Raw genomic sequence first — 25,612 nt, 5'->3', positions numbered from 1 at the left:
GAAATTTTAGTTTGTATCTAAATCGTGTCATTTAACTTCTGTTTGAAGCTGGTTTTAATGCTGATATTGGCTTATCTAGAATATCAGCTAAAATGTTGTGTTTGCACTCGGAGTGGCTACCAATCTCTTCATCTAAAAGAATGTTTTCATTCTCTACACCTATTCTTTCAGTGATAGTTTCATCAATAAGGTCGAATATTTCGTTTTCGTAGTTGTTAGGGATGAAATTTAAACCTTTGTCACCAGTTAATTCTTCTACGAAATCTTGGACTGTTTCATGTTCAAGCTCAAAATCATTTACTTCTTCAATAAAATAATAAGTTTTCCCAAATTCCTCTGCGCTATATGACTCATACTTAACATTCTTTTCGATGAAATCTCTGTACATTTCTCTGACAATCATCAATACTTCATTTAAAATATCGTTTTCTTTAGGTAATTCAATGCTTTTAGCTTCAATAAATTCTAATTCTTCAATGTTAAAATATTTTTCCATTAATAATCTCTCCCTTTTTTTTTATATTGTCCCTACTATTTATTTTACTAACTTTCGCCTTTTGCGCAACCAAAACTATTAGATTAATTTAAAATCAGAGCGAACTAGCCAAGTAACTTCATCCATTTCTTTAATGTAAGCTTTGTATAAGCTGCTGTATTCGTCGACATCGTACTCAACGATAAGAGCACTTTTACCATGATAGGCTGCGCCTGCAAGATCGTCCTCTGAAGTTATTAAAATAGGCTTACTGATAAGCGTCTCTTCGATTAATTGATCAATTTCTTTTTCATTTTGATTCATGTGTTTTCCCCCTCTATTGTTGTTGGCAGATTTCTGCATTTTCTAATGAGCAAGTATTAGTGACCGTATCAACACACTGGTCAGCCTTACTTTGATTTGGTGCAAAGCTGGCGATAGCAACCACGATCAAGAACACTGTAACACTATAATACACTTTTTTGATCATAAATACCTCCTATTTCCCACAATTGCCAGCTAAGGCATTGCTTAGAGTGCCATTATGGTAGTCTAGGTAACTGGCTTTCATTTGATCAGCAGTCTCCTGTTCTACACTTGCATCTTCACTAATTGTGGATGCTTTTTCCTGGTCTGTTCTTTCCTCGTCTGCCGTAATCTGACCTACTCCAAACATTAAGCTACTTCCAAGAATTACTCCTGTCATTAAATATCCTAATTTTTTCATTTTACATTCTCCTTTTTTGTTATTGATATTTCTGGATTCGTTACCTGATGTAACAATACTTTCGCTTCATTATCTTCTGTCGATCTCCTCCAAAAGTCTAAAGCTGTTTGGAGCTTTGCTATTTCATCGTAATCTGCTTTAATGGTAACTACCTTCGACGAAGTGTGATTGATTACCTTCATTTTATCGGCTCCTTATAGATTGAGTAGTGCAAATAATATAAAATTGTAAATGAGAAAGCCTGCTCCATAAATGAAAATATGATCGTTATTGCTTGATTTGCTTTTGTCTTTCACTTGTATCGCCTCCCGTTTCGTCTAACTTAAATTCATTATACGATATGCGATAAACGATTACAATACCCTTTTTAAAATTAATAGATATTTTTTATGCGATAGCGTATAATAGTTGGTGTAAGGAGGTTGATAGTAATGGAAAAATCAGAACTGATTAATGTCAAGCCAAGACTGAACAAAATAATGAAAGAGCGCAAATTGACTCAAATGAAGCTATCTGAGATGTCTGGAGTTACCCAAGGGTCTATATCTAGATTTGATAATAAGACACGCCATGAAGCCTCTCATCTATTCAGCATTGCTAAAGCACTTAACCTAAAGATTGAAGACTTATTTGAATACGATGAAGACAAGCAGTCCTAATCATAGGGCTGTTTTTTTATGCCTCTTCACCTATCCAGTCATATTGAAGTAAACCGTGGCCATTATACTTTTCCTTCGATGCTTGTTTGAGTAGTCTAGCTTTTAATCCACCATAAAAATATTGAATAAAAGATGTACGTATCTTGTTATTTTTCTGCATGAAGACTGCTCCTTTAAACACTTGAATAGCAATATTAACGTATGTTTCGGAAGATTGTTTAAGTTTTACAGATTTGCAAACATTTTGTACACGCAACCAAAGCGTATATATATCACTAGCATTATTAAAGAAAGGCTTAACAACTTCTACAAACTCATTAGGAATTGTGTCTGGTAAGTATGTATGATTTAACTGTCCTTTGTTGCCTACGTTATTACTAGATCTTTTATCTAATAGATTGCCAGATTCAGCAGGGCTAGTTTCCTCACTATTTTTAAAGTGTTCAGACTGCACTTCACAAAGCTTTTCGTCATTTTGTCGATGGTTCATTTTCGATAGTTCATTCGACATGTCACAAAGAACAAATACGTTATGTCCAAAGCCACCACGCACTCTACCAGACGTTCTAGTTGTACGATGGACTTCTAAGGCCTTCAAGTCTTTAAGCACCTTGAGTGAGCGTTTAACAGTCGATTCTGACTTGTTAATTTGTTTAGCAATTGTTGAGTATTTCATAAAGCAAATTCCGGTAAATTTTACTGCATGGTTAGCGATTAATCGATAAATTGAGATGATAGTTTCATTGAGCTCATACTTAAACTTGTAGAGGAAACCTCTTATAGATAGGTTTAATTCTTCTGTAGATGTAAATTTCGATAAGTGTTTATAATTTGATACGTTTCCGTTTGTTAGCATGTATACTTCTCCCTTTTCGCCCGGAAGAGAACAATTGTTCGATCACATATACATACTTAAATAAACTTGCCTTACCTTATATTTTTTGGTAAGATAAGCGTAGGTGAATTAAGTTTGTCTAGTGCTGGTAACACTAGATGTATAAGTGACTGTCCTTGGGTGTTCTCCCGAGGGCTATTTTTTTGTTTTATTTTTTCATCCTATTTGTTCTAGTTTTCTTTTTTTGTTGAAGTAAATTTATTGGTGAAAATTGAGCATGTTGTTTTTTGATTGTGTCATCTAACACATGTGCATAGATAGCGGTTGTACTTGCATCCGCATGAGATAAATAGGATTGCAATACTCTGAGCGACCCACCTTGCTCTAAAAACATCTTACTTGCTGTGTGTCGGTATAAATGTGGATGTATCCTACGTTTTATCCCTGAACGCTCTATAATCTCTCTAAAATGCTTCCTAAAGGCATTCGGGGTTAAAGGATCTCCGAACACTGTTAAAAATAGATGGTCATTATCGAACCCCTCTGTTTCTTCAATCAATTCCTCTACAAGCTTCAAGGTTCTGTTCGAGAGAGGCATAACATGGACACGTTTATTCTTGGTACGTTGAAAAGTGACTGTCTTTTGATTGAAATCAAAATCTTCAACTTTGACCGATAAAACAGATTCAATCCTTCCAAAACTATCAAGCATTAAATGACAAGCAACATAATCCCTAAATTCGGTGTAGACGTGTTTTTTAAAAGTCCTAAATATTGTGTTTAACTCTCCGATAGTCATTACATCGATTTTCCGTTCTTGCTGCCTGAGGTTTTTTATACCTTGATAAATATTGTTAGTAATACCTTCGCTTTCAAGTAATCGAAAAGAAGCTTTACCGTAACTGATGTAAGTATTAACAGATGAAATTGAAATACCTTTATTCCCTTCTTTCCTTCGATTAGGATTTCTAAGAAATGGTGTTTTCTCTTCCATCTGCCACGTAATAAAGTCCCTTATATCGTCTGTTGTCAAAGTTGATACATCCCTGTCTTCACCGAAAAACCGATCCATATCATTCCAATACTTTTCATAATTAAAAATCGTATTTTTACTTAACCCTTCTAACTTTTTTAACTTGATGACAATATTACGGGCATCGTCTAGGTTGTGGAAATTTTTATTGTTTCGACTATAGCGTTTAGTTTTTCGATCTTGTGGTCTTGGCATAAAAAAAAATGACCTCCTTCCAATGTAATAAAATTACAAAAGAAAGAAATCACTCAAAAGTTTGTATTGGTTAGAAACACACAATAATAACCAATATTTTCAAGTATTAATTTGTCCAAAACCCTTTCATATCAAGGCTTACAATCCTTTTTCCACAGTATCTCGTGCAATCATGACTTCCTCGTTTGTAGGAATGATCATAACTTTTACAGGCGAGTGAGGATAGTTAACAAACGCTTCTTTTCCACGAACTTGATTTAGGGCTGGATCCCAGTAAACCCCCATAAATTCAAGACCTTTTAATACTCTTTCACGAATGGAAGTGCTGTTTTCCCCCACACCAGCAGTAAAGATAATTCCATCAATTCCGTGCATGCGTGAAGCATAAGATCCAATATATTTGTGAATACGAGCCGCAAAAACTTCCAAAGCAAGCTCTGCGCGCTCGTCGCCTTCTTTTGCTTTTTCTTCAATATCACGTAAGTCACTTGAGAACCCGGACAATGCCAGCATACCACTTTCTTTGTTTAAAACATTCATGACTTCTTGAGCGGATTTCCCTGTTTTCTCCATAATGAATGGAATCAAAGCGGGATCAATATTACCGGAACGCGTCCCCATAGTTACACCAGCAAGAGGAGTAAAGCCCATAGATGTATCGATCGACTTTCCGCCTTCAATCGCAGCAATACTGGCTCCGTTACCCAGGTGGCAGGATAGTAATCTAAGCTGTTCAAGCGGTCGTCCAAGCATTTCAGCAGCCCGCTCTGAAACATACTTGTGGGATGTACCATGAAAGCCGTACTTACGAATACCGTATTCTTCGTAGTACTCATATGGAAGACTGTACAAGTAAGACTGTTCCGGCATAGTCTGGTGAAAGGCTGTATCAAAGACTGCCACGTGCGGCACAGTTGGCAGTACTTCACGGAAAGCACTTATACCTGTTAAGTTAGCAGGATTGTGCAGGGGTGCTAAGTCAGATACGTCTTGAATCTCTTTAATCACTTCATCAGTAATCAAAACAGAGTCACTGAAACGCTCTCCGCCATGAACGACACGGTGGCCGACACCATCAATCTCATCCAGGGATTCGATAATACCATGAGCCGTCAATTTATCTAGAAGCATTTTTACGGCTACAGCATGATCATCTATATCTGTTACAGTTTTATCTTTCGCTCCATTGAACTCAATCGTGAATACTGAATCCTGTATTCCAATTCGTTCAACTAACCCTTTAGTTACTACCGTTTCTTCAGGCATTTCAATCAATTGAAACTTTAATGAAGAACTTCCGGCATTAATTGCAAGAATATTATTCAACGTTGTCATCCCCTTAAATATAGGTTCGCATCTTTCTACCACTACCCATTTAATCACCGGCACCTCTCAATTTCAAGGCGGAAAATAATTGATAACGTTTACTTGTTATATTTTTTATTTTCTTACAATTTACCCGCTTTATAATCCTCAAACCATTGATTCATCTGAGACAAAATATCAGCCATGGCATCAGGGCTCTTAAATGATGGAAGTTTGGCGAGCAAAGCTTGTTTCGGCGGCTTTGAACCTTTCCCTTTTTTCTGTAAAATTAATATGCTCTTTCCGTGCTTTTCATCTTTAAACAGGGACTCAGACAGCTGCAGCATACCTACTATGTGAGCATGTTCCCGAAGAAATTCGTTCAATGCTTGAGACTGATCGCTGTCAAATAAAAAATTCGGTACAATAAATATAAGAAATCCTTGATCCGATGTATAATTTAAGCTCTGCTCTATGAGCAAATGATGGGCAAATGAATGGCCATCCTCAGACTTCAGCTGATATTTAGCGGCCTGAATATCATCAGGATAATAACCGACCGGAAGATCCCCAATTACAATGTCGACAGGTTCCATAAGAAATGGGCGCAGACTGTCCTGATGGAAGAATTCGATCTCATTCTTCTGCAGGTTGGCGTTTGCAACTGCCAGCTGGATCAACGTTTGATCTACTTCGCTTCCATAGGCTCTCACATTCATATCGAGTTGATTCATTACCGAAGTAATTAAGTTTCCTGTGCCTGCTACAGGGTCAAACAAATTCACATCTTCTTTGCCTTCGGCTAGTTTTGAAGTAATATATCCAATAAACATGGCTACCGAATCCGGGGTAATTAAATGCTGTTGCTGTGTAGCACCCTTCATTCCCTTTAAGATAGCCAGCTGTACAGCTTTTCTCTTTTCTTCTTTCTGAAACTCGTCCTTGTTCACTTTAGCCAGCTGATTGGTAAGTTTTGTTTTAAGATCTTCTTCTAAATCATCGAAGGGCTGACCGTGAAATAGAGTATCCAGCGTCTCTGCCAGACCTTCTAAATAAGTAACGTTTAAATCGTTCCCAACTACATCTGCAGTTTCATCAATCCATGTGAAAAGTGTTTCTACTTTTTGCTGATTCATAATCGGCCTCCGTTCCCATTTCCATATAAAAAGACGCTATTGTTCCACCACAACAAGCGTCTGACAAAATAACATCATTCTACTTATAACCTTAACTAATATATTAAATGACTTCAACATTCGACTATATAAGATTTCCTATTTCTTGTCCAGCCAAATGTTCATTGCTGTTTATTCAATAAATGAAATGATAGAATACAATCATGATATCGTATACAGGAGGATTAGAAATGACAAATGATCGTCGAAACTTATACTTTTACTACCACCCGAGTGATCAGTTAAATGAAAAGCTGAGACCCTTAATTAAATTGGCTGAAGAAAATAACTTCCAAATTGTAGAAGATGCGAAAGACGCAAACATCATCATATCTGTCGGTGGTGACGGTACTTTCCTGCAAGCCGTTCGAAAAACCGGCTTTCGTCAAGATTGTTTATACGTAGGAATAAGAAGTGAAGATGAGGCAGGCTTATATTGTGACTTTAATTTAAATAATTATAATGAAATGGTGGATTCTATGCTGAACGCTGAGTTAGAAGTGCGCCGTTTCCCTCTTATTGAAGCCACAGTGAATAACGAATATAGTTTCCTTTGCTTAAACGAGTGCAGTGTTCGCTCTACTTTGATTAAATCCATTGTAATAGATGTAAGTATTGACGGTAAATATTTTGAAACTTTCCGCGGAGATGGACTAATTGTAGCTACCCCGACAGGAAGCACGGGGTACAATAAGTCAACAAAAGGTGCAGTTGTAGACCCGAAAATTCCATGTTTCCAAGTAAGTGAACTCGCTTCTTTAAATAACAACCGCTACCGTACACTAGGTTCTTCCTTTTTATTAGGTTCTGAACGAACGTTAAAATTAGAAGTGATTCAAGACGGGAACGATTTCCCTATCATCGGAATGGATAACGAGGCTCACTCGATCAGAAACATTCAAGACATAACGGTGCGCCTGAGTGATAAACAAGTTAAAACCGTCAAATTAAAAAATAACTCCTATTGGGAACGTGTCCAGCGTACTTTTCTATAACATTTAAGACATCCGGACAAAACTGAATAAAACATAAAATAATCCGAATGATTTTGTAAAAATCAGTTCGGATTATTTTATGTTAAAGAGTCGCTCCGTTAAAATGCTTCGCTTTCCTGCGGAATCTTCGGCTCATGCTGTTCCCACAGGAGTGTTCGCATTTTGACTACGCTAATCATCTGCGTTTATTCGAATGTTTGTTTTTTGACATCCCTGCTTTACTTATGTCCCACTCCTTAATTAATGAACTGCTGAGGTGTTTCAACATCACGGCTTTAGAATCTTTGGTACATGATATCTCCATCTACAACTGTCATGGTTACTGTAGCTTCAGCAAGTTCATGGGGCTTCAGCTGAAATAAATCACGGTCCAGTATGGTGAAATCCGCTTTGTAACCTTTAGTAATCATTCCCTGACTGTTCTCTTTGCCTATAGCGAAGGCACTTCCTTTCGTATAGAGTGAAATAGCTTCAAACACCGTCAGCCTTTCCTCCATCTGGTAAGATTCATTATTATAGCTTGCCCGTCTGTCTACGGCAGCCCTGATCCCTAATAAAGGGTTAATTTCTTCAATCGGGGCATCAGAACCTCCCGCACAGACAACCCCGGCATCCAACAACGTTTTCCAGGAGTAAGATGATTTAAGTCTGACTTGGCCTAAACGTTCCATCACCCAGGGAAAGTCTGAAGATACAAAGGTCGGCTGGATATCAAGAATAATATTTAACTTTTTCAGCCGTTCAATGAGTGATGGATTTAAAATTTGAGCATGTATCAATCTGTCTCTTTCCCCTGTTCGTAAAGGGTGAGCTTCAATTGTACTTATTACCGCTTCTGCTGCAGCATCTCCAATTGCATGTACAGCGACCGGCATGTTTCTTTCTCTTGCTTTTAACACGAGTGTTTCCAGCTCTTGTAAAGAGTGAATAGCCACCCCCTTGTTTCCGTCATCATCTGAATAGTCTTCCTGCAGCCAGGCAGTCCTTCCTCCAAGCGCCCCATCAGCAAAGATTTTCATAGCCCCTAATTCTACGAAATCATTCCCTTTTTTAAAACCAAGGCCATTTTCATGCATGTCATCCACCACACCATGATGGACGAGAAGGTGGGCCCTAAACTTGACCTTATCTCCTTCAATCACTTCATTAAAAGCATTAAATGTTTTCGTAAAACCTCCATAATAATTTAAATCTTCACTATGTCCGCCGACCAAGCCAAAAGCATGCATATCACGAACGGCTAATTCAGCAGCTTTACACAAATATTCAGTGGTAACCTGAGGCATTGCTTTCTTAACCAGTTCTTGAGCTTGATCTAAGAAGTATCCGCTGGGTGTGCCGTCTTCGTCCCTAACTACGACGCCTCCCTGCGGGTCTGTTGTTTTTTCGGTCACTTGAGCTAACTGCAACGCTTCTGAATTGGCCAGAAGTGCATGACGGCATACCCTTGTCAGCATCATTGGATGATCCGAAGAGATAAGGTCCAATTCTCTTCTATGTATAACTCTTCTGTCTTCCCATTGATTCTCATTCCATCCATCCCCAATAATCCACTCGCCGGGCTCCAACTGTTCTGCATGCTGGCTGAGCGCCTGTAATACTTCTTCAGCAGACTTCATAAAGGAGAGATCGAGCCTCATTAAACGCTCTCCGTGCCCCATAATATGCAAATGACTGTCAGTAAAACCAGGATACATTACCGCGCCTTTTAAATCATGTTCTACTTTAATTTCACTTTTATAAACTGTATATAAGTCGTTAGTACGCCCAGCAGCCACAATATCACCATTTTCGGTGATAACTGCTTCTACCCAGTCTCCCTCTTTCTTCATTGTATAAATCTTCCCACCATACCATAACTCCATATTACTTCGACTCCTTGGCTATAGTTTTATGAAACCTCCCAGCATCAAGACTGCTGAGAGGTCGGCTCTTTAAAATAAGTTTTCAAACTCACTATCAAAGTTTTTTTCATGTTTAATTTCTATGATCTGAGTTTGATCTACAGCTTCATCCAATTCTTTTGAAAAATCAACATTAGACTCATAATAACTTGCATTTTCCCTTGTCGGCTTCGTCTTAGGAGCTTTTGGAACAAAAATCGTACAGCAATCCTCGTAAGGAAGTGTTGAAATTGAATACGTGTCTATTTTTCTTGAAATATCAATAATATCCAGCTTATCCATAGCTGCCAGCGGGCGAAGCACAGGGAAGTTTGTAACTTCATTAATTGCGTTCATACTCTCCATCGTCTGGCTTGCAACTTGTCCTAAGCTTTCCCCTGTGGTCATCGATAAAATCTCTCTTTCGGCAGCAATTCTTTCACTGATTCTCAGCATCATCCTCCGCATAACTGTCATACTGTACCCCTCCGGAATCTGCTGATGGATCTTTTGCTGTAAATCAGTAAAGGGCACAATGTGAACATTTATGCGCTGGCAGTACTTTGATAGCTTCCCGGCTAAATCTAATACTTTTTGTTTAGCACGATCACTAGTGAAAGGGGGAGAGTGAAAGTGTATAGCTTCAAGCTGTACGCCTCTTTTCATCATTAAGTACCCGGCAACTGGACTATCAATTCCTCCAGACAACATGAGTAAAGACTGTCCGGAAGTCCCAACAGGAAAACCGCCTGCACCAGGATAATCCTTGGCAGTGATATAAGCCGCATCATTTCTTACTTCTATTTTTATCTCTACGTCAGGATTGTGAACATCAACAGTAACTCCATCCGTATTAGCTAGAATATGTCCGCCCACTTTATAATTTAAGTCTTGAGAACCAATTTGAAAGCTTTTATCTGCTCTTCTTGAGGAAACCTTAAACGTTTCTGCATCAGGGTCATCCTTGAAGGCAAATAATGCAGCATCTTTAATTAACTGCTCATCTTTTTCTACTTTCACCGCAAAAGAAAGTGAGTGAATTCCGAACACCTGCTGACATTCATTCATAACTTGATGGGGATCTTCTCCGTTGAGGACAACATACATACGGTCTCTTTGTTTCTTTACTCTCGTATATGAAAATTGCTGGCTCAGCTTTTTTATTAAATGATCCTGCAGTTTCCTTTCGAAGTATTTTCGATTTTTCCCTTTAATCGCCATTTCCCCATAGCGAATTAATATTGATTCAAATTTCATATTATTGCTCCTTTATCTTTTTAAATAGTTAATGGAACGTTTAAAAGCTTCTATAAATTTGTCTACTTCTGATAGATCATTTTGATAAGAAAGACTGATTCTTAAAGCTGAGTTCATTATTTCTTCTTCCACACCACAAGCTTGCAGTACAGCACTGCGGTCCGGATGCTTTGAAGAGCAAGCAGATTTAGTTGAGATATAGATTCCGCTCTCAGCCAGTAAATGAACCATAACTTCAGGCTTAATTCCCGGTACTGAAATATTTACAATATGCGGTGCACCTTTCTTAGGAGAATTTATGACAACCTCGTCCATCTGCTTCAATTTCGAAATTAATTCAGTACGAAGATTATATAATTCCTTTACCCGTCCTTTTTCCTTCTCCTTAACTAAACGTAACGCTTTATTGAAAGCAACCATCCCCGGCAGATTTTCTGTACCTGAGCGAAGGTTGATTTCGTGTCCGCCCCCATGAAAGAGAGGGAACAGCTTGATGCCGTCTCTTACAACCAATACACCTGTACCTTTAAGTCCATGGAGCTTATGACCTGAGAGTGTAAGGAGGTCAATCGGAACTTCATTCATAGCTAGTGGAACCTTCCCCATCCCTTGCACATGATCAACATGCAAATAAACTTTAGGATAACCGGAGGTGATCTTTGCAATTTCCTTTATTGGCTGAACCGTTCCCAGCTCATTATTAACGGACATGACACTTACAAGTATGGTATCGTCTCTAATCGCTTTTTCTACATCAGCCGGATCTACACAGCCATAGCGGTCAACGTCTAGATAAGTTACCTCAAACCCCAACTGTTCTAATCCTCTAAAAGCTTCGATAACAGAGGGATGCTCTACACTGGAGGTTATTAAATGTCTCCCCCTGTTCTGGTGCTCTAAAGCCGCCCCTTTAATAGCCAGATTATTCCCTTCCGTTCCCCCTGAGGTGAAAATTATTTCATGAGCATTGACCTCGAGTTGTTCCGCAATTTTAAGTCTGGTTTGAATCATCAACCTTTCCGCCTCCGCTCCGAGAGTATGAGGTGAAGAAGGATTGGCATAGTATTGGTCAGCAACCTTCTCAAATACTTCAAGCACCTCTGGAAATGGTCTGGTTGTAGCGCTGTTATCAAAATAAATCATTATATTTGCTCCTTTAAATCAATCCATAGCAGTCCATAATCTTACCATAAACTCACTATAACAGTCTATCTCTTACAATAAGAGCCGGCATTCTTAAAGAATGCCGGCCCTTCGCTGCTTCTTATTCAGATAACCCAATGTCTAAAGCTTTTAAAAGAGTATCAATACTAATTTTTCCATCAACACTCATATCATCAGCCATATTTTCGCTAATTGTCTGCTGGCCGAGTACCGTCTCTGCTTTTTCCACTTCTTTGCCTTCAGTTAAAGAGATGCGATGAACATCTATTGATTTTCGCTCATCCACCCCAGTATGGTAAGCGGAGCTGTGGGCGCCGGCATCCAACTGACCGCTGTCAGCAGTAATTAATAAAATAATAGTAATCGTCCAAACAATTAATGAGCTTCCCGCTAATAATAAAATTAATATTTTTTTCATGAAACAGCCCTACGCGAGTGCTTCTTCTTTATTTTCAATACGACTGAGTGCGCCAGGATCGACTTCCTCGATAGCAGCTGATGCTCTCTCCAATGCTTCTTCATATCTATAGGATCTAAAATCATTCTCAGCTTCCATCAGCCTTGCAGCAAGCATTGGATACTGACTGCGGTAACGATTACCATATTGAATAACACGTTCAGCGGTACGTGCTTGACGAAGGAGCTTCTTAGCCTGTTCATTGACCTCTTCTGTTTGAGCAACAGCAGATTCCAGCTTGTCATTTACCTCGTTCATATCTAAAGGCTGCTTTTCCAGACTTTCAAAAACATCGTCAATGTGCTGGCTGGCTTGCTGCATACCTTCAAAGAAAATCGTTGGTATACCGGGAAGATTACTTCTTTTTAAACGTCGGTCCGTATCATTAATTAACTGTTCCATTTCAGACAGCTTAGCTTTCGCTTCAAGTTCATCACTTCGCAGACTCTGAATTCTATCACTGAACAGCTTATGGTTTTCTTTAAGACTCTCAAGCTCTACCATTAGGCTGTCCAGATCATCACGCAGCTCTGTAAACGAAGTCTCATTATCATTTAATTTCTTGTCAAAGCTTAAATACTTTTTCTTCAATTGAGTCATCTTTTGAATAATATTCTGGTGTACCTCTTCATCTTCGCCTTCCATTTGGTAAGTCATCTGCAAATCATATAATTCATTATTGGTCTCTTCCATGACTGCTTCCAACTCGTCGAGCAGTCCTTTTAAAGAGGGATGCTGCTGATCCACGTAACTATGAGCTAAGGCTTCTTTCTCCAGAATTTGATACATTTCCTGTATACGGGGCTCGATCTCTTCAATTAATTCCTGCACCCCCTCCTGGTCACCTTTTTCAAGCCTTTCGAGGTTTTTACCAAGCTGTTCTTTATAGTTTTCAATTTCAGGTTGGAATCCTAAATATTGTACACGGTATCCCTCTTCTTCCATTTCCTTTAACCCGCTGAGAAGCTCATTAAGCTGGTCTGGCAGTTCCTTATTCGTTTTCTTAAAGCGATCAGGGAAAAAGCTGACATCTTCCATAAGAATCTCCAGCTTTTCTCTAATGGAGTGTACAAGCTCACTTGCTTCTAAGTAATTCCCCTGAACTGTAAGATCTGCATACTCTTCCAAGTCCGCTTCTAAACTCTGTATTCGTTCTTCAAAAACTACAGCAGCTTTTCCATATTGATGGCGGCTATGTAAGAGTTTTCTTTTAAGTTCTTTGAGTTCAGGTTCAATGGCTTCGATTTCCATTCGGCTGCTTTTCTCTGAGTCGAGAAGCATCTCAAGTTCCTCGAGCATCTTAGCTATATCTTCTTCTACACTCTGAAGCTTTTGTTCTGTATGATTCAGCACCTTTTTCACTTTTGAAAGGCGATAGCGGTCTGCTGCTTCTTCGGCATCAAATAAATCTTCTTCTAAATCCGGCAGTTCTTTTGTAACAATTTGATCCCAGCGATCACGCCAGGTCTCGAATCTTTCCTGAGTTTCTCCTGATAGATTAAGAGCTTTCACTCTGGATAATTCATCGGACACATTCCGATGCATAATATCCATTTTCCAGCCTTCGAGTCTATCAACTTCATCGTATACTTTTTTACGCCAAATTAAGCCAAAGATAATCAGAGCAATTAAAACTAAAATGCCTCCAATAACGTACCTCATAGACAGCCTCCTTACAAAATAACAACGTCAAAATATATCGTCCAAAATTAAATTTAGTTGTCTCTTATGATACCATGGGAGAGACCAATTTGGCTAAAATATTTCAAATAAATTATCAGATTGACAATTAATTCAAGTGTGAAAGGAGAATATCGTCATGAAGGACGGCCACATTCATACTCCCTATTGCCCACACGGCTCTAATGAAGCTTTGGAATCTTACATCGAAAGGGCTATCTCATTGGATTATTCTTCAATGACTTTTACCGAGCACGCACCTCTGCCTCCGTCTTTTACAGACCCTGCTCCTAACCGGGACAGCTCTATGAAGATGGAAGACGTTAACGACTATCTCGAAACTGTATCTCGCTTAAAGAAAGCATATAAAGATGATATTACTATTCACACCGGATTTGAGGTAGATTACATTTATGGTTATGAAAGGGAAATAGAAGCCTTTCTTGATCGGTACGGACCTTATGTAGATGACAGCATTTTATCTGTCCATTTTCTAAAACCAGCAAATGACTGGTATTGCATCGATTACAGTCCGGCGATGTTTAATCAGGCAATAAACGATGCAGGTTCGATTTACAACCTTTACAGCCTTTACTATGCACAATTGAAGGAATCAGCCCTCTGTGATTTAGGCAGATACAAACCTAAACGAATTGGTCACATGACATTAGTAAAGAAGTTCCAGCAAATATACGATCCGCCGGCCGAGTGGCGCCATATGGCTATTGAATTTCTGGACATAGTTAAGAAGCAGGAGTTGAGCCTTGACTATAACGGTGCAGGTATAAAGAAAGAATATTGCCTTGAGACCTACCCGCCCCTGTCAATCGCAACCCTTGCTTCTTCTAAAGGTATCCCTTTAATTTATGGATCTGATGCCCATCACCCCGACGGTTTAAAACAAGGCTATGAAACACTGAATGCAAAGCTGATTATGAAATGACGGCTTTCAAATTAAAAACGTCCTGCTGCTTCATTAGTTCTGCATAGATTTGTATAAAGTGATGAATGGATTCCTCCGACAAATAGAGGCCCTCAAATTCCTGCGGCATCATATGCGGGACATTTAACAGTCCCTTAAATTGAAGCAGGCAAAGCTTCTCCCGATAAGAGAGTTCAAATTTTGTATTTTTATCAAATAAAATTTGTGATAATAAGTGATTCTCTTTAGCCAGGTACGTTACAAGCATCTCTTTAGCAAATACCGTATTGAGTGATAATTCACGATAAACTAAACAAGAGAGTTGATAATGAACCTGCTTATAATGTAAAATTCCTTTAATCAATTGTTGTAAATCCGTTTCAGAGTTCTCTTGAGCTTCATGTTCGATCATTTCTAAATAAGGCTCAAAATACTGAATGGCTAAAGATTCAAACAAACCCTGCTTACTTTTAAAGTAATAATGGATTAAAGAAACATTCACTTTCGCTTTCTTAGCAATATCCCTGACAGAAGTACCGTTAAACCCATTGCTATAAAACAAACTACAAGATACATCCAACACTCGCTGCCTTGTATTCATTTCACGGTTCATATTTTGGATTCCTCCCTATTAGGAGGATTCTCTAAAAATAACTAGATTCCTTTAATAATCGTCCATCAATTCCCGACAAGATTACGCGTATCATGTCGAAAACATACTAAGGAGGTCCTAAATATGTTTCAATCCAAACAATATAAAGGGACAAAAGAAGAACAATATCAATTACTAATAAAGCAGCTCGATGCTCTTTTAGAAGGGGAGCCAGATGAAATTGCAAATTTATCTAACGCTTCTGCATTATTGAATCAATTTTTGGAGGATGTGAACTGGGTTGGTTTTTATATATGGAAACAGGGAGAGCTGGTACTTGGACCTTTTCAAGGACTTCCAGCCTGTGTCAGAATACCCTCAGGAAAAGGTGTATGCGGGACTGCAGCAGCTGAAGGTAAAACTCAGCGCATTGAAGATGTTCATGCCTTCCCCGGCCATATTGCCTGCGATGCAGCGAGTCAATCTGAGATCGTGGTCCCATTATTTAAAAATGGCGAGATTTACGGTGTGTTAGATATTGACAGTCCCTCTGTAGGCAGATTCGATGAAATGGATGAGTCATATTTAAATTCATTTGCAAATACTTTAGAAAAATATCTTTAATTTAACGGGCAGATTTCCTGCCCGTTTTTTTGTACCCTCTTGACTTTACTTCAAGAAATCCTATATAATAGCCTTTGTGTAAAATAAATGGCAGCCTATGTGGAACCGGCGACTGTTTTCATTTTATTCCTCTATTATGAGGTGCATCGTGTAACTCTCTGCTGCTGGAGCGATGGTGCATGAAAATAAAATGTACAGCGTTATCAGGAACACACTGTTTTTATTTTATGCAAAATAAAATAAAAGGAGGAAATACCTATGGCACGTTATACAGGTTCTACCTGGAAAAAATCACGTCGTTATGGCATTTCTTTAAGCGGAACAGGTAAGGAGCTTGACAAGCGCCCTTACGCTCCAGGACAACATGGTCCAAACCAACGTAAAAAACTATCTGAATTCGGACTTCAGCTTCAAGAGAAGCAGAAGCTTCGCTTTATGTATGGATTGACTGAACGTCAATTCCGTCGTCTTTTTGAAGAAGCAGGTAACATGAAAGGGATCCATGGTGAGAACTTCATGATTCTTCTTGAGTCTCGTCTGGACAACCTTGTTTACCGTCTAGGTCTTGCCCGTACGCGCCCGCAGGCTCGTCAACTGGTAAACCATGGTCACGTAACAGTAGATGGCGGTCGTGTTGACATTCCATCCTACCGTGTGAAGCCTGGTCAAACAATTGGTCTTCGCGAAAAATCTCAAAGCTTAGACATCGTTCAGGATGCTGTTGAAGTTAACAACTTTGTACCTGAATACCTAACTTTTGATGATGAGAAGCGTGAAGGTTCTTACTCTCGTTACCCAGAGCGTGCAGAACTTCCTGCTGAAATCAACGAAGCTCTTATCGTTGAATTCTACTCTCGTTAATAGAGTTGGAATGCATATTATAACAATGAAAGCCTTAGAAATGTTGTTAAATCAATGTTTCGGGGCTTTTTTAATTCTTAACAACTTTGAGAAATGATGTATACTAACGCATTAAATTGGGGCTAAATGGGGCTGAATTGGGGCTAATTATTAATAGCGTGGGCAGACACATATAAAGGAAAATCCTTATAAAGAATTTAATATAAAATTATATTTTTGTTAACGTGTATTTTTGAATAAATCCATGTAGTTGCATATGCTCTTTTCCTTAATAACTGTTAAGTAGAAATATTGAGTTCTACACTGACAGTTTATTTTGTAGTATTTACTTTAGTTTCTTAATAATAGTCAAACTTAATTCCCCTTAGATGAACTTATTTTTGCCTCAATGACATCTACTTATTAATTTAGAATTACCATTGTCACCCAATTTTTTATTTCAACCCTTGATTTGTAAAGAAGTGTTTAAGTGAATTTATACCCACACCGTTTGAATATGAGAACCTGCTGACTTCAACTTCAGCCGAAGAGTTTTCACATGCGTATCCACTGTTCTCATCGTACCTTCACTTTCCATCCCCCAAATTTGATCAAGCAAATGTTCTCTAGTGAAAACCTGCCCCTGATTTCTAACTAGAAAGGCAAGCAATTGAAATTCTTTCCTTGTAAGGTTAATGGTTTTTTCGTTTACCTTGACCACATGCCCTTTAAAATCTATGGATATATCCTGGTGGTGAAAGAATTGATCATTTCTATATTGATGGCATTGGCCCTTCGAAATGTTGCTTCAATTCTTGCCACAAGCTCTTTTGGACTGAACGGTTTCACAATATAATCTTCTGCGCCTGATCTCAGCCCCATAACACGATCATCTTCGTTACCCTTTGCCGTCAACATCAATATAGGTACATCAGAAAAGTCACGAATTTCCTTACAAGCCGTAATCCCAACCATCCGCGGCATCATGAGATCCAATAACACCAAGTCTATGTTTTTCAGCTTAATGGCTTCTATAGCTTCAATCAGCGGTAAAGACGGTGTCACACACACAGTGTGTGTGAGTTATGAAGTTCTAAATAGGATTTCAGCATCTTGATCATGTCAAATTCATCATCCACCACAAGTATGTTCATTCTTTCCCACCTCCCCTTACTATCGATACCGGACCTCCCGTGACCGGAATTTCCGAAGTCACCTGAAAGGATTCAGGACTAACTTCTGGACTAAATAGTTTCACAGGCATTAGATTTGATCAAGCTGCTTCCCACTTTGTGCATCTAGTACATAAATATGACGATTTAACTCACCACGAACCGGACCATGTCCGCCTAAGTATAACTTTGAATCATTCACCAAAATCCCTTCTGGATGATGAGGAACAAGAAACTACTCGTCTACGCGGAAATTATTCAAATCAATAACAGATACTGTAGAGCTTTGTTGATTAACCACATAGAGGTGCTCATTTTTTTGATCAGCTGTTATGGATAATGGAAATTTCCCAACCGATACTTTTTCAATGATTTTTTCTTTATCTGTGTCAAAAACTTGAATTTGATTATTTTTACTATCTGATAAATATAATTGCCCCACCTCGGAATTATAAAGAAGGTCATTTACACCTGAACCAACACTAGCCCATTCCTTCAGTTTTCCTGATTGTAAATTTAATAAGTAAAGATAGTCTTCCTCTTTTGTTGTAAAAGAGATATGAGAGTCATCAATCCGAACCATATCAGCAATCGTAAAATCTAATTCTAATGAATGACTTGATTTGTCTCTTCGTTGATAAAAGATAGTTTATTATCCTTTAGATGCGAAACCACTATTGTATTTTCCGGAAATTATACCGTTCACATTATTTTTTTCATGCAGGCCTTTTACCATCCTTTTTTATAAGTTTGCCCAACGCTTTCTAGTATAAAATATAAGTTTGAAATCTTTGCGAATTCTCAAGGGAAAGTTTCTTTAAAATACAAAAAGCCACTCAATCAATCTTTGAGTGGCTAAAGTTTATTGATATTAACAACAGAAAGTATGTCATTTGGAGTTGCATATCGGGCTGAAGTTCAACCATTTATGTATTAGTAACTAATGAATAATCAACGTTACTCGGTAAATTGCACCCCTGGATACTTTTTTCCGGTCTAAAAAGTATTAAGCAAGTTTTTTTATGACTGAGAAAACACCTTCGGACGAAATATAAGCTGCACGCATTCTTCCTCCATAAATGTTTTTACTTTCATTCTATAGACAGGCTCGATCACTTCGGGAACAAGCACGTCTGCAGTCGGACCCGAACGGACGACTTCTCCCTCATTAAGCAGAACGAGGTGGTCACAATAACGTGCCGCTAAATTTAAATCGTGAAGAACAACGATAGTTGTAAATCCTAACGAGCGAATCAATTGAAGGATTTCATGTTGATAATGAATATCCAAATGGTTAGTAGGTTCATCAAGCAGCAGAAGATCCGCCTGTTGAGCAAGAGCACGGGCAATGAGAGTCCGCTGCCTTCCCCACCTGAGAGTGTTGTAAAACTAATTTTCTGAGCCCCTCCATATATGTAGAGAGTTTCTAAACACCTAAACCAAAGGCTGCCAGGAGGCATTATGCCTTAGAAGATAGTCGGTACCAAACCACCATCCATACGGATTGGGGACCCTTTAAAGGCCGATGCATAAGGGCTACAGACAAATGTAGTTAGCCTTCCTATTTCTATAGGTCTGATAAATCTTTGTATCTCAGATTGAGGTAGGTTTGTAGTCATAAATTCCTTCTCTTTTTCTGAAAAAGTCATATCTTTATGGTCGTACATACCCTCAATGATTTGATGCACATTTTCAGAGAGTGTTGGTCCTGGCATGATTGTATTGACCGTAACATCTTTTCCTATTGTTAATTTAGATAAGCTTTTTGACAATGATAGAAGCATTGATTTTGTCATACAATACTGAGGCATTTGTCCGGAAGGCATAACTGCTTCTTCACTCGCAATAAAGATAATCCGGCCAAACTCATGGTTCAACATTTTAGGTAAATAAAATTTAGATAAACCATTCGCAGCAAGAACATTGGTACGGAAGTATTTTTCCCATACTTCATCGTCAACGTCCTCATATTGCATGATCTCATAGATACCCATATTGTTAACTAAAATATCAATATTGGGATACTTATTGAATAAATTCTCTCGTTGTTCAACATCCACAATATCGGCTGCAGCATTTTTGGGAGACGTGGTAGGGAAATCTGATTTAATTTCATTTACAATCCCCTCTACCTCTTCATAATTCCGGCCATTAATAAGGACATTAACACCTTCCTTTGCAAGCTCAATAGCAATTGCTTTACCTATACCTTTTGTTGAGCCTGTAACTAAAGCTGTTTTGTTGGTTAGTCCCATGTCCATAATTCATTTCTCCTTTTCGTTAATAGTTAAAAAAAGATTAGTTTATCGAGTTTACACCTAAATGTTCAGTACGCCAATTTGAGGGTGTATCTCCCTCCCAAAGCCGAAAGGCCCTATAGAACGAGTTTTGATCCTCATAACCTAAGAGGAAGGCTACTTCACGAATATCGAGCGAAAGATCTGCTAAGTACTCCCGTGCCAGTTCTTGTCGAACTTGTGTTAACAGATGTTTGAAGCTCGTCCTTTCCTCATGAAGACGGCGCTGCAAGGTACGATTGCTCATCCCTAACTCGGCTGCGACAGTCTGGGTGTTGGAACGTCCTCCTGGCAGGCTGCGTTTTATGATCCATTTGACCACCCCGATAATTGAATGGCTAAGTTGCTGCTCATCGACCGACTGGTCCAAAATGGGAGTCAAGATTTCAAGCAATTCTGCGTTATACGAAACAAAAGAACTGTGAAGATCACTTCTATGGAGCGTCAATTTGTTACGATTTCCACCGAGCTGGACATGGCACCCGAAGTAAGCTTCAAGCGACTGAGCGTCGCCTATTAAATGCGAAAATTCGACGGACTTCGCAGTCAATGGCTGACCAGTTCCCCGGCGTCCTAATTCTAAAAGAAACGCAAGCGTAATACCTACTAACATCGAAGGACCAGATTGCTCTGCAGACAACCATCCCAGTTCGATAGTACATTCATCGCCTTCCTCTGAGATAAGTAAGCTTTCAGGGGGGCACAGCTGTTTATACCGAGCCATACGTGTTAGTGCGTCACGATAGTCTCGAGCGTGATAAGCTGCTAAAACAGTTGGTGGAAAATGAACTGTTTCGAAGCCGGTCGTTAGCTTGACGATCCCTTTAGCTGTGTCACCTATGATATCGGAATACGCCTGCCAAATTGAGAAATATTGGGAAAAGGTGACAGTTGGTTCATTAATGATAGTGAGTGGAAGTCCCGCTTTTCGGGCCACTTCTTGGGGGAGAATCCCTAGTTGACGCAATCCCGTCCAAAATCCGGTCGGGAATTTAATACTAGTATAAGACGTCATTTATAAACCCTCCCTTAGCTATCTATAGCCTGAACAATTTTTATAGTGTCCACCCTGTTGGTAGGATAGTTATCATATTATCAATCCCATGTTGTTTTGTAACTAGCAAAAGGCGACATACTACTAGCTGTTTACGTCATATTCATGCTGTTGATGTGATTGAATATGTATTGGCATTTATTTATTTATTCCTATTCAATAGCGGGTACATCCTTAGTTATCTTATAACAACCTGCTCTCCTCCATCCACAAACTAGCCCGTTTGTGGTTTTAGTCTACCGAAGTTTTTTTGCTTGTAGGATTAGTAGAGTGAAGAATACACCAATTTAATTTTTTTGTAAATATGATAATAACAGCAGCTTATATAATAGTGTATTGGCTACACTATATGCTACTTTACAAGTTTCTGAAAGATCTTATACGGATATTCTAGCTATCCCTCTTGCTCATAATGATAGGTCGTTACAATGCAAGTATCATTTTAGGTGTTTAGATGAGTTCTGCACGAGGGGATCAGTAAATGGCCAAACTGAAAGTTATTTTGGACCCAGGACATGGTGGAAGAAATCCTAGAGCTGTAGGAAATGGTTTACAGGATTTTGAAATCATTATTGACATACGTCCTTTGTCAGAAAGCTGTTTACAAAACAATAAACAGTTGTTTAACAACTGTTTATTGTTTGGAATAAGGGAGTTTAAAGGTAGTGGATATACTTTGGTTGTGATTTTATATTAATTCAAAAGGAGCAATTAAAATGAACAATATCTTATTTATGCCTTTATTGTCCATTCCCTCTGCGCATCATGACGCTGCGGCCATGCTCGACGACCTCACCATCGCGTTCCCGGCGGGGAAGTTCACGGCTGTGATGGGTCCGTCGGGTTCGGGCAAGTCGACGATGACAATATATAGTAATCAAGTTTGGAGGTGGGATCATGGAAGTAACTTATAAACGGCAGTCCGGGAGCGCCCTGTCAGCCAACGCTGATGACGCTGCGACCAAGCTCGTCGGCGCAGTTAAGCGATACGGCTCTGGCGAGTCGGCCGTCGTCGCGCTCGACGACGTCACCATCGCGTTCCCGGCGGGGAAGTTCACGGCTGTGATGGGCCCGTCGGGTTCGGGCAAGTCGACGATGATGCACTGCGCCGCCGGGCTGGATCAACTGACGTCGGGCCGTGCATTCGTCGGCAGTACCGATCTGTCGACCCTCGACGATCGCGAGTTGACCAGACTGCGCCGAGAACGGATCGGGTTCGTGTTCCAGACGTTCAATCTCGTTGCGACCCTCACGGTTGAGGAGAACATCTGCCTTCCTTTAACGTTGTCGGGCCGCCAGCCAAGCGATGGAGTGCTCAATCAGGTCGTGTCGATGCTGCGCCTCGGTGATCGCATGCATCATCGGCCGGCGGAACTCTCGGGCGGCCAACAGCAGCGCGTCGCCGTCGCCCGGGCGCTGGTCGCCCGGCCACAGGTGGTGTTCGCCGACGAGCCCACCGGCAACCTCGACACCCGGTCCGGACAGGAGATCCTAGGATACCTGCGATCAGCGGTCGACAAGCATCATCAGTCGATCGTGATGGTCACGCACGATCCCAACGCCGCTGCCTGGGCGGACCACGTCGTGTTCGTCGTTGACGGCAGAGTGCACGACGTGATGGATCGCCCTTCGGCCGATTCGGTGCTCGACGTGATGAAGGGGCTGGGACGATGAGCCAGATGGTGCGGAGCGCGGTCCGAAGCGTGCTCGCGAGTCGGGGTCGGTTCCTGCTCACGGGCACGGCGATCGCACTGTCGGTGGCGTTCCTCGTCTCGACGCTAGTGCTGTCCGACTCGATGCGCGGCCGAGCGGCCAGCGATATCGCCGAAGCGTTGGCCGGGACTGACGCCGTGGTGCAGGGTGTTTCCCTCGGCGAGCCCGGCGGAGGACCGGGAGATCCTGTCAGGTCGGTTCGGCAATCACTGGATCCCGATATGACTGATCGCGTGGCTGCGGTCGACGGTGTCAACGAGGCCGCCTCGCAATGGAAAGGCTTCGCAAAGCTGGTCGTCGACGGATCGCCGGTCGGAACCGGCACGGCGAGCGACGTCGGGCGCAACTGGGTCGCCAACCCGGAGCTCAATCCGTTCCGGCTCGAGAGCGGGCGACCACCGACTGAGGTCGGAGAGGTCGTGATCGATCGATCGATTGCCGATGACGCAGGCGTGGCTCCGGGCGACGTCGTACAGGTCCTGACCGCGACGGGGATGCATGACGCGACCATCACCGGTATCGCGACGTTCGCGTCGGCGGCCGCGTCACCGTTGGAGCGAACGGTTCTGTTGCCCGACAGAGCGGTGTCCGCCTGGCTCGACACGGCGGCGCCGACCGAGGTGCTCGTCGACGTCGCAGAGGGTGCCGACCGCACCGAGGTGCTCGACCGGCTGTCGGCGCTGTCCGATGCTGAAGTCGTCGATGGACCCGACTACATCGGGACGATGCAGGACGCCGCGACGTCACCGCTGCAGTTCCTAAACGTGTTCCTCCTGGCCTTCGCCGTGGTAGCGATTCTGATCGGCGTGACGATCATCTTCAACACGTTCACGCTCACCGTCGCCCGCCGACGGAGGGAGTCAGGACTGCTACGTGCAATCGGTGCGGAACGACGCCAAGTCCTCGGTGGAGTGGTAATCGAGGCGGCGTTCGTGGGAACGATCGCCACGCTCGCCGGCCTTGTATGCGGGGTCGCGGGAGTAGGCGCGCTGCGCTGGGTCGTTGGACTCACCGGGGTTAGCCTGATCACCGGTCCGACGATCGTGAGCCCGACCTCGATCGCGATCGCCGCGACCGTCGGTATCGGCGCAACGATCCTCTCGGCATGGATCCCGGCTCGCCGCGCGGCGGCGACACCACCGATCGAGGCGCTGCGCGAGAGCGCAGCGGAACCCCGGATCGTGAGCCGAGTGCGGACTGCAAGCGGACTCGTGCTCGCCGCGGCAGCGATTGTTGGAGGAGCTGTGGCTGTGGTCAGCTCGAACCCAGTGTGGCTCATGCTCGCTGTTGCCATTATCCCGGCGCTCGTGCTGTGCGGCCCGGCGATCGTGACAGCTTCAGCACGTTGGAGCTCTCCGGCGGCCCGCCGCGCCGCCGGTGTTTGCGGCTCGATCGCAGCGGGCAACTTGGCTGCGAGCCCCCGTCGATCGGCGTCGACGGCGCTCGCGATCATGCTCGGAACCGCGATGGTGACGATGTTCGCGATGTTCGCTAGCTCACTGACGAGTTCGGTGGGAACGGACGTTCGCGACGGACTGCAGGCGGACCAGGTGGTCACGTCGGCGACCCCCGACTTCTCGACGATCGACCCCACCCTGGCCAGCCGGATAGCAGAGTTGCCCGACGTCGACTCGGTAACTGCGCTGTCGATCGACGAAGGGATCGTGGAAGGAAAAGCCGAGATGATCGGCGGCATCGACCCGACGGCACTGCCCACTATGTTCGACCTCGACCCGATAGCCGGCGAACTCGCCGATCTGAGCTCGGGAGGCGTGGCCGTGGTCGGTGACGACCCGGCGCTGCTTGGCGGAACCCTGGAGATCGAGTTCGATCGATCGACCATCGAAGCGCCAATCGTTGCCGTGGTCGAGAGGAGCACCGGCGGTTTCGAAGCCCCAGCGTACTTCGTCAACCGCGCGACACTGGACGACTCGGCCGGTGGGCAGCTCGATGCGCAAGTGTTTGTCGATCTCGCCGACGGAGCAGGGTCGGGCGCCGAGGAAGACGTGAGTGCCCTGGTCCGAGATACGCCCGGGTCGTTCCTGGCGACCCGGGAAGAACACGTCGCCAGCAGCGGGAGCGAGATCGCTGCGTTTAGGAACTTCATCGACGGGATGCTCATTCTGGCGAGCTTCATCGCGCTTCTTGGAGTCGCCAACACCACGGCGCTCGCGATCAATGAACGCTCTGGAGAGATCGGGCTGCTGCGAGCGGTCGGGACGTCTCGGCGGGAGCTGCGTCGCATCGTGCGGCTCGAGGTGGCACTCCTGTCGTTCGTTGCAGCATCGATCGGTATCGCCGTCGGAGCTGGCTTCGGCTGGGCGATGATCGATGTCACTGGAGGCGCGGAGATCCCCTCAGTCGTAGTACCCTGGCTCCGTCTGGCATTGACGATGATCGTCGCAGTCGCAGCGGGCGTGGTTGCTTCAGCGTGGCCCGCGTTCCGGGTCTCCCGGGTACCTGTGCTCGAGCTGGTGAGCGGGGACCGCTGATGCGAAGGTCTCTGCACCTGGACCGGGGCTGCCACGACTGGTCCCGGTGCATGCGGTTGACGTACT

At 42.4% G+C, this 25,612-nt stretch carries 28 protein-coding genes and 1 pseudogene; 9 read left to right on the top strand and 20 right to left on the bottom strand.

Annotated elements, in window-relative coordinates; translation table 11 throughout:
- Positions 1–31: 31 nt before the first annotated feature.
- From LF822_RS00380 to LF822_RS00360, 5 genes are all read right to left on the bottom strand, one after another.
- Positions 32–496: a hypothetical protein gene (locus LF822_RS00380; RefSeq protein ID WP_253921988.1), complete on the bottom strand. Its 465-nt coding sequence runs from the start codon at positions 494–496 to the stop codon at positions 32–34.
- A 78-nt stretch (positions 497–574) separates the two neighbouring features.
- Positions 575–799, bottom strand: a complete 225-nt coding sequence (locus LF822_RS00375; protein ID WP_253921987.1) for a hypothetical protein — start codon at positions 797–799, stop codon at positions 575–577.
- 13 nt (positions 800–812) lie between these two features.
- Positions 813–965, bottom strand: a complete 153-nt coding sequence (locus LF822_RS00370) for a hypothetical protein (protein ID WP_253921986.1) — start codon at positions 963–965, stop codon at positions 813–815.
- 9 nt (positions 966–974) lie between these two features.
- Positions 975–1,202: a hypothetical protein gene (locus LF822_RS00365; protein ID WP_253921985.1), complete on the bottom strand. Its 228-nt coding sequence runs from the start codon at positions 1,200–1,202 to the stop codon at positions 975–977.
- Complete coding sequence (locus tag LF822_RS00360; protein WP_253921984.1) at positions 1,199–1,384, bottom strand: hypothetical protein; 186 nt, start codon at positions 1,382–1,384, stop codon at positions 1,199–1,201. Before LF822_RS00360 ends, LF822_RS00365 begins: the two co-directional genes overlap by 4 nt.
- A 249-nt stretch (positions 1,385–1,633) precedes the next feature.
- Between LF822_RS00360 and LF822_RS00355 the strand changes: the two genes are divergently transcribed.
- Positions 1,634–1,861 (top strand): helix-turn-helix domain-containing protein, encoded by a 228-nt coding sequence (locus LF822_RS00355; protein WP_253921983.1) that lies wholly within the window; start codon positions 1,634–1,636, stop codon positions 1,859–1,861.
- A 16-nt stretch (positions 1,862–1,877) separates the two neighbouring features.
- On the opposite strand, the gene LF822_RS00350 is transcribed toward LF822_RS00355, so the two are convergent.
- From LF822_RS00350 to LF822_RS00335, 4 genes are all read right to left on the bottom strand, one after another.
- Positions 1,878–2,717, bottom strand: coding sequence for a helix-turn-helix domain-containing protein (locus LF822_RS00350; protein WP_253921982.1), 840 nt, complete (start codon positions 2,715–2,717; stop codon positions 1,878–1,880).
- A gap of 187 nt (positions 2,718–2,904) precedes the next feature.
- Positions 2,905–3,924, bottom strand: a complete 1,020-nt coding sequence (locus LF822_RS00345) for a tyrosine-type recombinase/integrase (RefSeq protein ID WP_253921981.1) — start codon at positions 3,922–3,924, stop codon at positions 2,905–2,907.
- A gap of 138 nt (positions 3,925–4,062) precedes the next feature.
- Complete coding sequence (locus LF822_RS00340) at positions 4,063–5,250, bottom strand: acetate kinase (protein WP_253921980.1); 1,188 nt, start codon at positions 5,248–5,250, stop codon at positions 4,063–4,065.
- A gap of 122 nt (positions 5,251–5,372) precedes the next feature.
- Positions 5,373–6,365: a class I SAM-dependent methyltransferase gene (locus LF822_RS00335; RefSeq protein WP_253921979.1), complete on the bottom strand. Its 993-nt coding sequence runs from the start codon at positions 6,363–6,365 to the stop codon at positions 5,373–5,375.
- Between the two features lie 230 nt (positions 6,366–6,595).
- Here LF822_RS00335 and LF822_RS00330 point away from each other — a divergent pair, with 230 nt between their 5' ends.
- Complete coding sequence (locus LF822_RS00330; RefSeq protein ID WP_253921978.1) at positions 6,596–7,399, top strand: NAD kinase; 804 nt, start codon at positions 6,596–6,598, stop codon at positions 7,397–7,399.
- A gap of 275 nt (positions 7,400–7,674) precedes the next feature.
- Here LF822_RS00330 and LF822_RS00325 read toward each other — a convergent pair whose 3' ends face one another.
- From LF822_RS00325 to ezrA, 5 genes are all read right to left on the bottom strand, one after another.
- Entirely contained in the window at positions 7,675–9,264 is a 1,590-nt protein-coding gene (locus LF822_RS00325) for an amidohydrolase (protein ID WP_253921977.1), read from the bottom strand.
- Positions 9,265–9,333: 69 nt separating this feature from the next.
- Complete coding sequence (gene thiI / locus LF822_RS00320; RefSeq protein ID WP_253921976.1) at positions 9,334–10,539, bottom strand: tRNA uracil 4-sulfurtransferase ThiI; 1,206 nt, start codon at positions 10,537–10,539, stop codon at positions 9,334–9,336.
- 12 nt (positions 10,540–10,551) lie between these two features.
- Positions 10,552–11,682: a cysteine desulfurase family protein gene (locus tag LF822_RS00315; RefSeq protein WP_253921975.1), complete on the bottom strand. Its 1,131-nt coding sequence runs from the start codon at positions 11,680–11,682 to the stop codon at positions 10,552–10,554.
- Between the two features lie 121 nt (positions 11,683–11,803).
- The gene (locus LF822_RS00310; protein ID WP_253921974.1) at positions 11,804–12,121 is read right to left on the bottom strand and encodes a hypothetical protein; all 318 of its coding nucleotides are present in this window, start codon (positions 12,119–12,121) and stop codon (positions 11,804–11,806) included.
- Between the two features lie 9 nt (positions 12,122–12,130).
- Positions 12,131–13,822, bottom strand: a complete 1,692-nt coding sequence (gene ezrA / locus LF822_RS00305) for a septation ring formation regulator EzrA (protein ID WP_253921973.1) — start codon at positions 13,820–13,822, stop codon at positions 12,131–12,133.
- Between the two features lie 157 nt (positions 13,823–13,979).
- On the opposite strand from ezrA, the gene hisJ reads away from it, so the two are divergent.
- Entirely contained in the window at positions 13,980–14,783 is an 804-nt protein-coding gene (hisJ, locus tag LF822_RS00300; protein WP_253921972.1) for a histidinol-phosphatase HisJ, read from the top strand.
- Here the strand turns inward: hisJ and refZ are convergent.
- Positions 14,773–15,375, bottom strand: coding sequence for a forespore capture DNA-binding protein RefZ (gene refZ / locus LF822_RS00295; RefSeq protein WP_253921971.1), 603 nt, complete (start codon positions 15,373–15,375; stop codon positions 14,773–14,775). The genes hisJ and refZ overlap by 11 nt on opposite strands.
- Before the next feature lie 123 nt (positions 15,376–15,498).
- Here refZ and LF822_RS00290 point away from each other — a divergent pair, with 123 nt between their 5' ends.
- Both LF822_RS00290 and rpsD read left to right on the top strand, forming a co-directional pair.
- On the top strand, positions 15,499–15,978 hold the full coding sequence (locus LF822_RS00290) for a GAF domain-containing protein (RefSeq protein WP_253921970.1): 480 nt from the start codon (positions 15,499–15,501) through the stop codon (positions 15,976–15,978).
- A gap of 258 nt (positions 15,979–16,236) precedes the next feature.
- Positions 16,237–16,839 carry a 30S ribosomal protein S4 gene (gene rpsD, locus LF822_RS00285; protein ID WP_253921969.1) on the top strand — a complete coding sequence of 201 codons (603 nt, stop codon included), beginning with the start codon at positions 16,237–16,239 and terminating at the stop codon, positions 16,837–16,839.
- Between the two features lie 475 nt (positions 16,840–17,314).
- Here the strand turns inward: rpsD and LF822_RS22995 are convergent.
- The 5 genes and pseudogenes from LF822_RS22995 to LF822_RS00255 form a co-directional block, all read right to left on the bottom strand.
- A pseudogene (locus LF822_RS22995) lies at positions 17,315–17,826 on the bottom strand (response regulator transcription factor); the annotation flags it as partial.
- Between the two features lie 399 nt (positions 17,827–18,225).
- A complete protein-coding gene (locus LF822_RS00270; RefSeq protein ID WP_253921966.1) occupies positions 18,226–18,573 on the bottom strand; it encodes a YncE family protein in 348 nt (115 codons plus the stop codon).
- 437 nt (positions 18,574–19,010) lie between these two features.
- Entirely contained in the window at positions 19,011–19,247 is a 237-nt protein-coding gene (locus tag LF822_RS00265) for an ATP-binding cassette domain-containing protein (protein ID WP_253921965.1), read from the bottom strand.
- A 209-nt stretch (positions 19,248–19,456) separates the two neighbouring features.
- Positions 19,457–20,251: an SDR family NAD(P)-dependent oxidoreductase gene (locus LF822_RS00260; RefSeq protein WP_253921964.1), complete on the bottom strand. Its 795-nt coding sequence runs from the start codon at positions 20,249–20,251 to the stop codon at positions 19,457–19,459.
- 37 nt (positions 20,252–20,288) lie between these two features.
- Positions 20,289–21,302: an AraC family transcriptional regulator gene (locus LF822_RS00255; protein WP_253921963.1), complete on the bottom strand. Its 1,014-nt coding sequence runs from the start codon at positions 21,300–21,302 to the stop codon at positions 20,289–20,291.
- Between the two features lie 520 nt (positions 21,303–21,822).
- Between LF822_RS00255 and LF822_RS00250 the strand changes: the two genes are divergently transcribed.
- From LF822_RS00250 to LF822_RS00235, 4 genes are read left to right on the top strand one after another with little or no spacing between them, the layout of a single operon-like run.
- Complete coding sequence (locus LF822_RS00250) at positions 21,823–22,038, top strand: N-acetylmuramoyl-L-alanine amidase (protein ID WP_253921962.1); 216 nt, start codon at positions 21,823–21,825, stop codon at positions 22,036–22,038.
- A gap of 19 nt (positions 22,039–22,057) precedes the next feature.
- Complete coding sequence (locus tag LF822_RS00245; RefSeq protein ID WP_253921961.1) at positions 22,058–22,255, top strand: hypothetical protein; 198 nt, start codon at positions 22,058–22,060, stop codon at positions 22,253–22,255.
- Positions 22,239–23,015 (top strand): ABC transporter ATP-binding protein, encoded by a 777-nt coding sequence (locus tag LF822_RS00240; RefSeq protein ID WP_253921960.1) that lies wholly within the window; start codon positions 22,239–22,241, stop codon positions 23,013–23,015. The genes LF822_RS00245 and LF822_RS00240 overlap by 17 nt, the downstream gene beginning before the upstream one ends.
- Positions 23,012–25,546 carry an ABC transporter permease gene (locus tag LF822_RS00235; RefSeq protein ID WP_253921959.1) on the top strand — a complete coding sequence of 845 codons (2,535 nt, stop codon included), beginning with the start codon at positions 23,012–23,014 and terminating at the stop codon, positions 25,544–25,546. Before LF822_RS00240 ends, LF822_RS00235 begins: the two co-directional genes overlap by 4 nt.
- Positions 25,547–25,612 lie beyond the last annotated feature (66 nt).

It is taken from the genome of Halobacillus sp. A5, assembly GCF_024189315.1.
Classification (GTDB): Bacteria; Bacillota; Bacilli; order Bacillales; family Halobacillaceae; genus Halobacillus_A.
The sequence above is the reverse complement of the archived record's forward strand: the minus strand, read 5'-3'. Positions and strand labels throughout refer to the sequence as shown.

Excerpts from the sequence above, each read along its gene's own strand:
- LF822_RS00380 (WP_253921988.1), bottom strand. The coding sequence starts at position 496 with ATGGAAAAATATTTTAACATTGAAGAATTAGAATTTATTGAAGCTAAA.
- LF822_RS00375 (WP_253921987.1), bottom strand. The coding sequence starts at position 799 with ATGAATCAAAATGAAAAAGAAATTGATCAATTAATCGAAGAGACGCTT.
- LF822_RS00370 (WP_253921986.1), bottom strand. The coding sequence starts at position 965 with ATGATCAAAAAAGTGTATTATAGTGTTACAGTGTTCTTGATCGTGGTT.
- LF822_RS00365 (WP_253921985.1), bottom strand. The coding sequence starts at position 1,202 with ATGAAAAAATTAGGATATTTAATGACAGGAGTAATTCTTGGAAGTAGC.
- LF822_RS00360 (WP_253921984.1), bottom strand. The coding sequence starts at position 1,384 with ATGAAGGTAATCAATCACACTTCGTCGAAGGTAGTTACCATTAAAGCA.
- LF822_RS00355 (WP_253921983.1), top strand. The coding sequence starts at position 1,634 with ATGGAAAAATCAGAACTGATTAATGTCAAGCCAAGACTGAACAAAATA.
- LF822_RS00350 (WP_253921982.1), bottom strand. The coding sequence starts at position 2,717 with ATGCTAACAAACGGAAACGTATCAAATTATAAACACTTATCGAAATTT.
- LF822_RS00345 (WP_253921981.1), bottom strand. The coding sequence starts at position 3,924 with ATGCCAAGACCACAAGATCGAAAAACTAAACGCTATAGTCGAAACAAT.
- LF822_RS00335 (WP_253921979.1), bottom strand. The coding sequence starts at position 6,365 with ATGAATCAGCAAAAAGTAGAAACACTTTTCACATGGATTGATGAAACT.
- LF822_RS00330 (WP_253921978.1), top strand. The coding sequence starts at position 6,596 with ATGACAAATGATCGTCGAAACTTATACTTTTACTACCACCCGAGTGAT.
- LF822_RS00325 (WP_253921977.1), bottom strand. The coding sequence starts at position 9,264 with ATGGAGTTATGGTATGGTGGGAAGATTTATACAATGAAGAAAGAGGGA.
- thiI (WP_253921976.1), bottom strand. The coding sequence starts at position 10,539 with ATGAAATTTGAATCAATATTAATTCGCTATGGGGAAATGGCGATTAAA.
- LF822_RS00315 (WP_253921975.1), bottom strand. The coding sequence starts at position 11,682 with ATGATTTATTTTGATAACAGCGCTACAACCAGACCATTTCCAGAGGTG.
- LF822_RS00310 (WP_253921974.1), bottom strand. The coding sequence starts at position 12,121 with ATGAAAAAAATATTAATTTTATTATTAGCGGGAAGCTCATTAATTGTT.
- ezrA (WP_253921973.1), bottom strand. The coding sequence starts at position 13,822 with ATGAGGTACGTTATTGGAGGCATTTTAGTTTTAATTGCTCTGATTATC.
- hisJ (WP_253921972.1), top strand. The coding sequence starts at position 13,980 with ATGAAGGACGGCCACATTCATACTCCCTATTGCCCACACGGCTCTAAT.
- refZ (WP_253921971.1), bottom strand. The coding sequence starts at position 15,375 with ATGAACCGTGAAATGAATACAAGGCAGCGAGTGTTGGATGTATCTTGT.
- LF822_RS00290 (WP_253921970.1), top strand. The coding sequence starts at position 15,499 with ATGTTTCAATCCAAACAATATAAAGGGACAAAAGAAGAACAATATCAA.
- rpsD (WP_253921969.1), top strand. The coding sequence starts at position 16,237 with ATGGCACGTTATACAGGTTCTACCTGGAAAAAATCACGTCGTTATGGC.
- LF822_RS00270 (WP_253921966.1), bottom strand. The coding sequence starts at position 18,573 with ATGGTTCGGATTGATGACTCTCATATCTCTTTTACAACAAAAGAGGAA.
- LF822_RS00260 (WP_253921964.1), bottom strand. The coding sequence starts at position 20,251 with ATGGACATGGGACTAACCAACAAAACAGCTTTAGTTACAGGCTCAACA.
- LF822_RS00255 (WP_253921963.1), bottom strand. The coding sequence starts at position 21,302 with ATGACGTCTTATACTAGTATTAAATTCCCGACCGGATTTTGGACGGGA.
- LF822_RS00250 (WP_253921962.1), top strand. The coding sequence starts at position 21,823 with ATGGCCAAACTGAAAGTTATTTTGGACCCAGGACATGGTGGAAGAAAT.
- LF822_RS00245 (WP_253921961.1), top strand. The coding sequence starts at position 22,058 with ATGAACAATATCTTATTTATGCCTTTATTGTCCATTCCCTCTGCGCAT.
- LF822_RS00240 (WP_253921960.1), top strand. The coding sequence starts at position 22,239 with ATGGAAGTAACTTATAAACGGCAGTCCGGGAGCGCCCTGTCAGCCAAC.
- LF822_RS00235 (WP_253921959.1), top strand. The coding sequence starts at position 23,012 with ATGAGCCAGATGGTGCGGAGCGCGGTCCGAAGCGTGCTCGCGAGTCGG.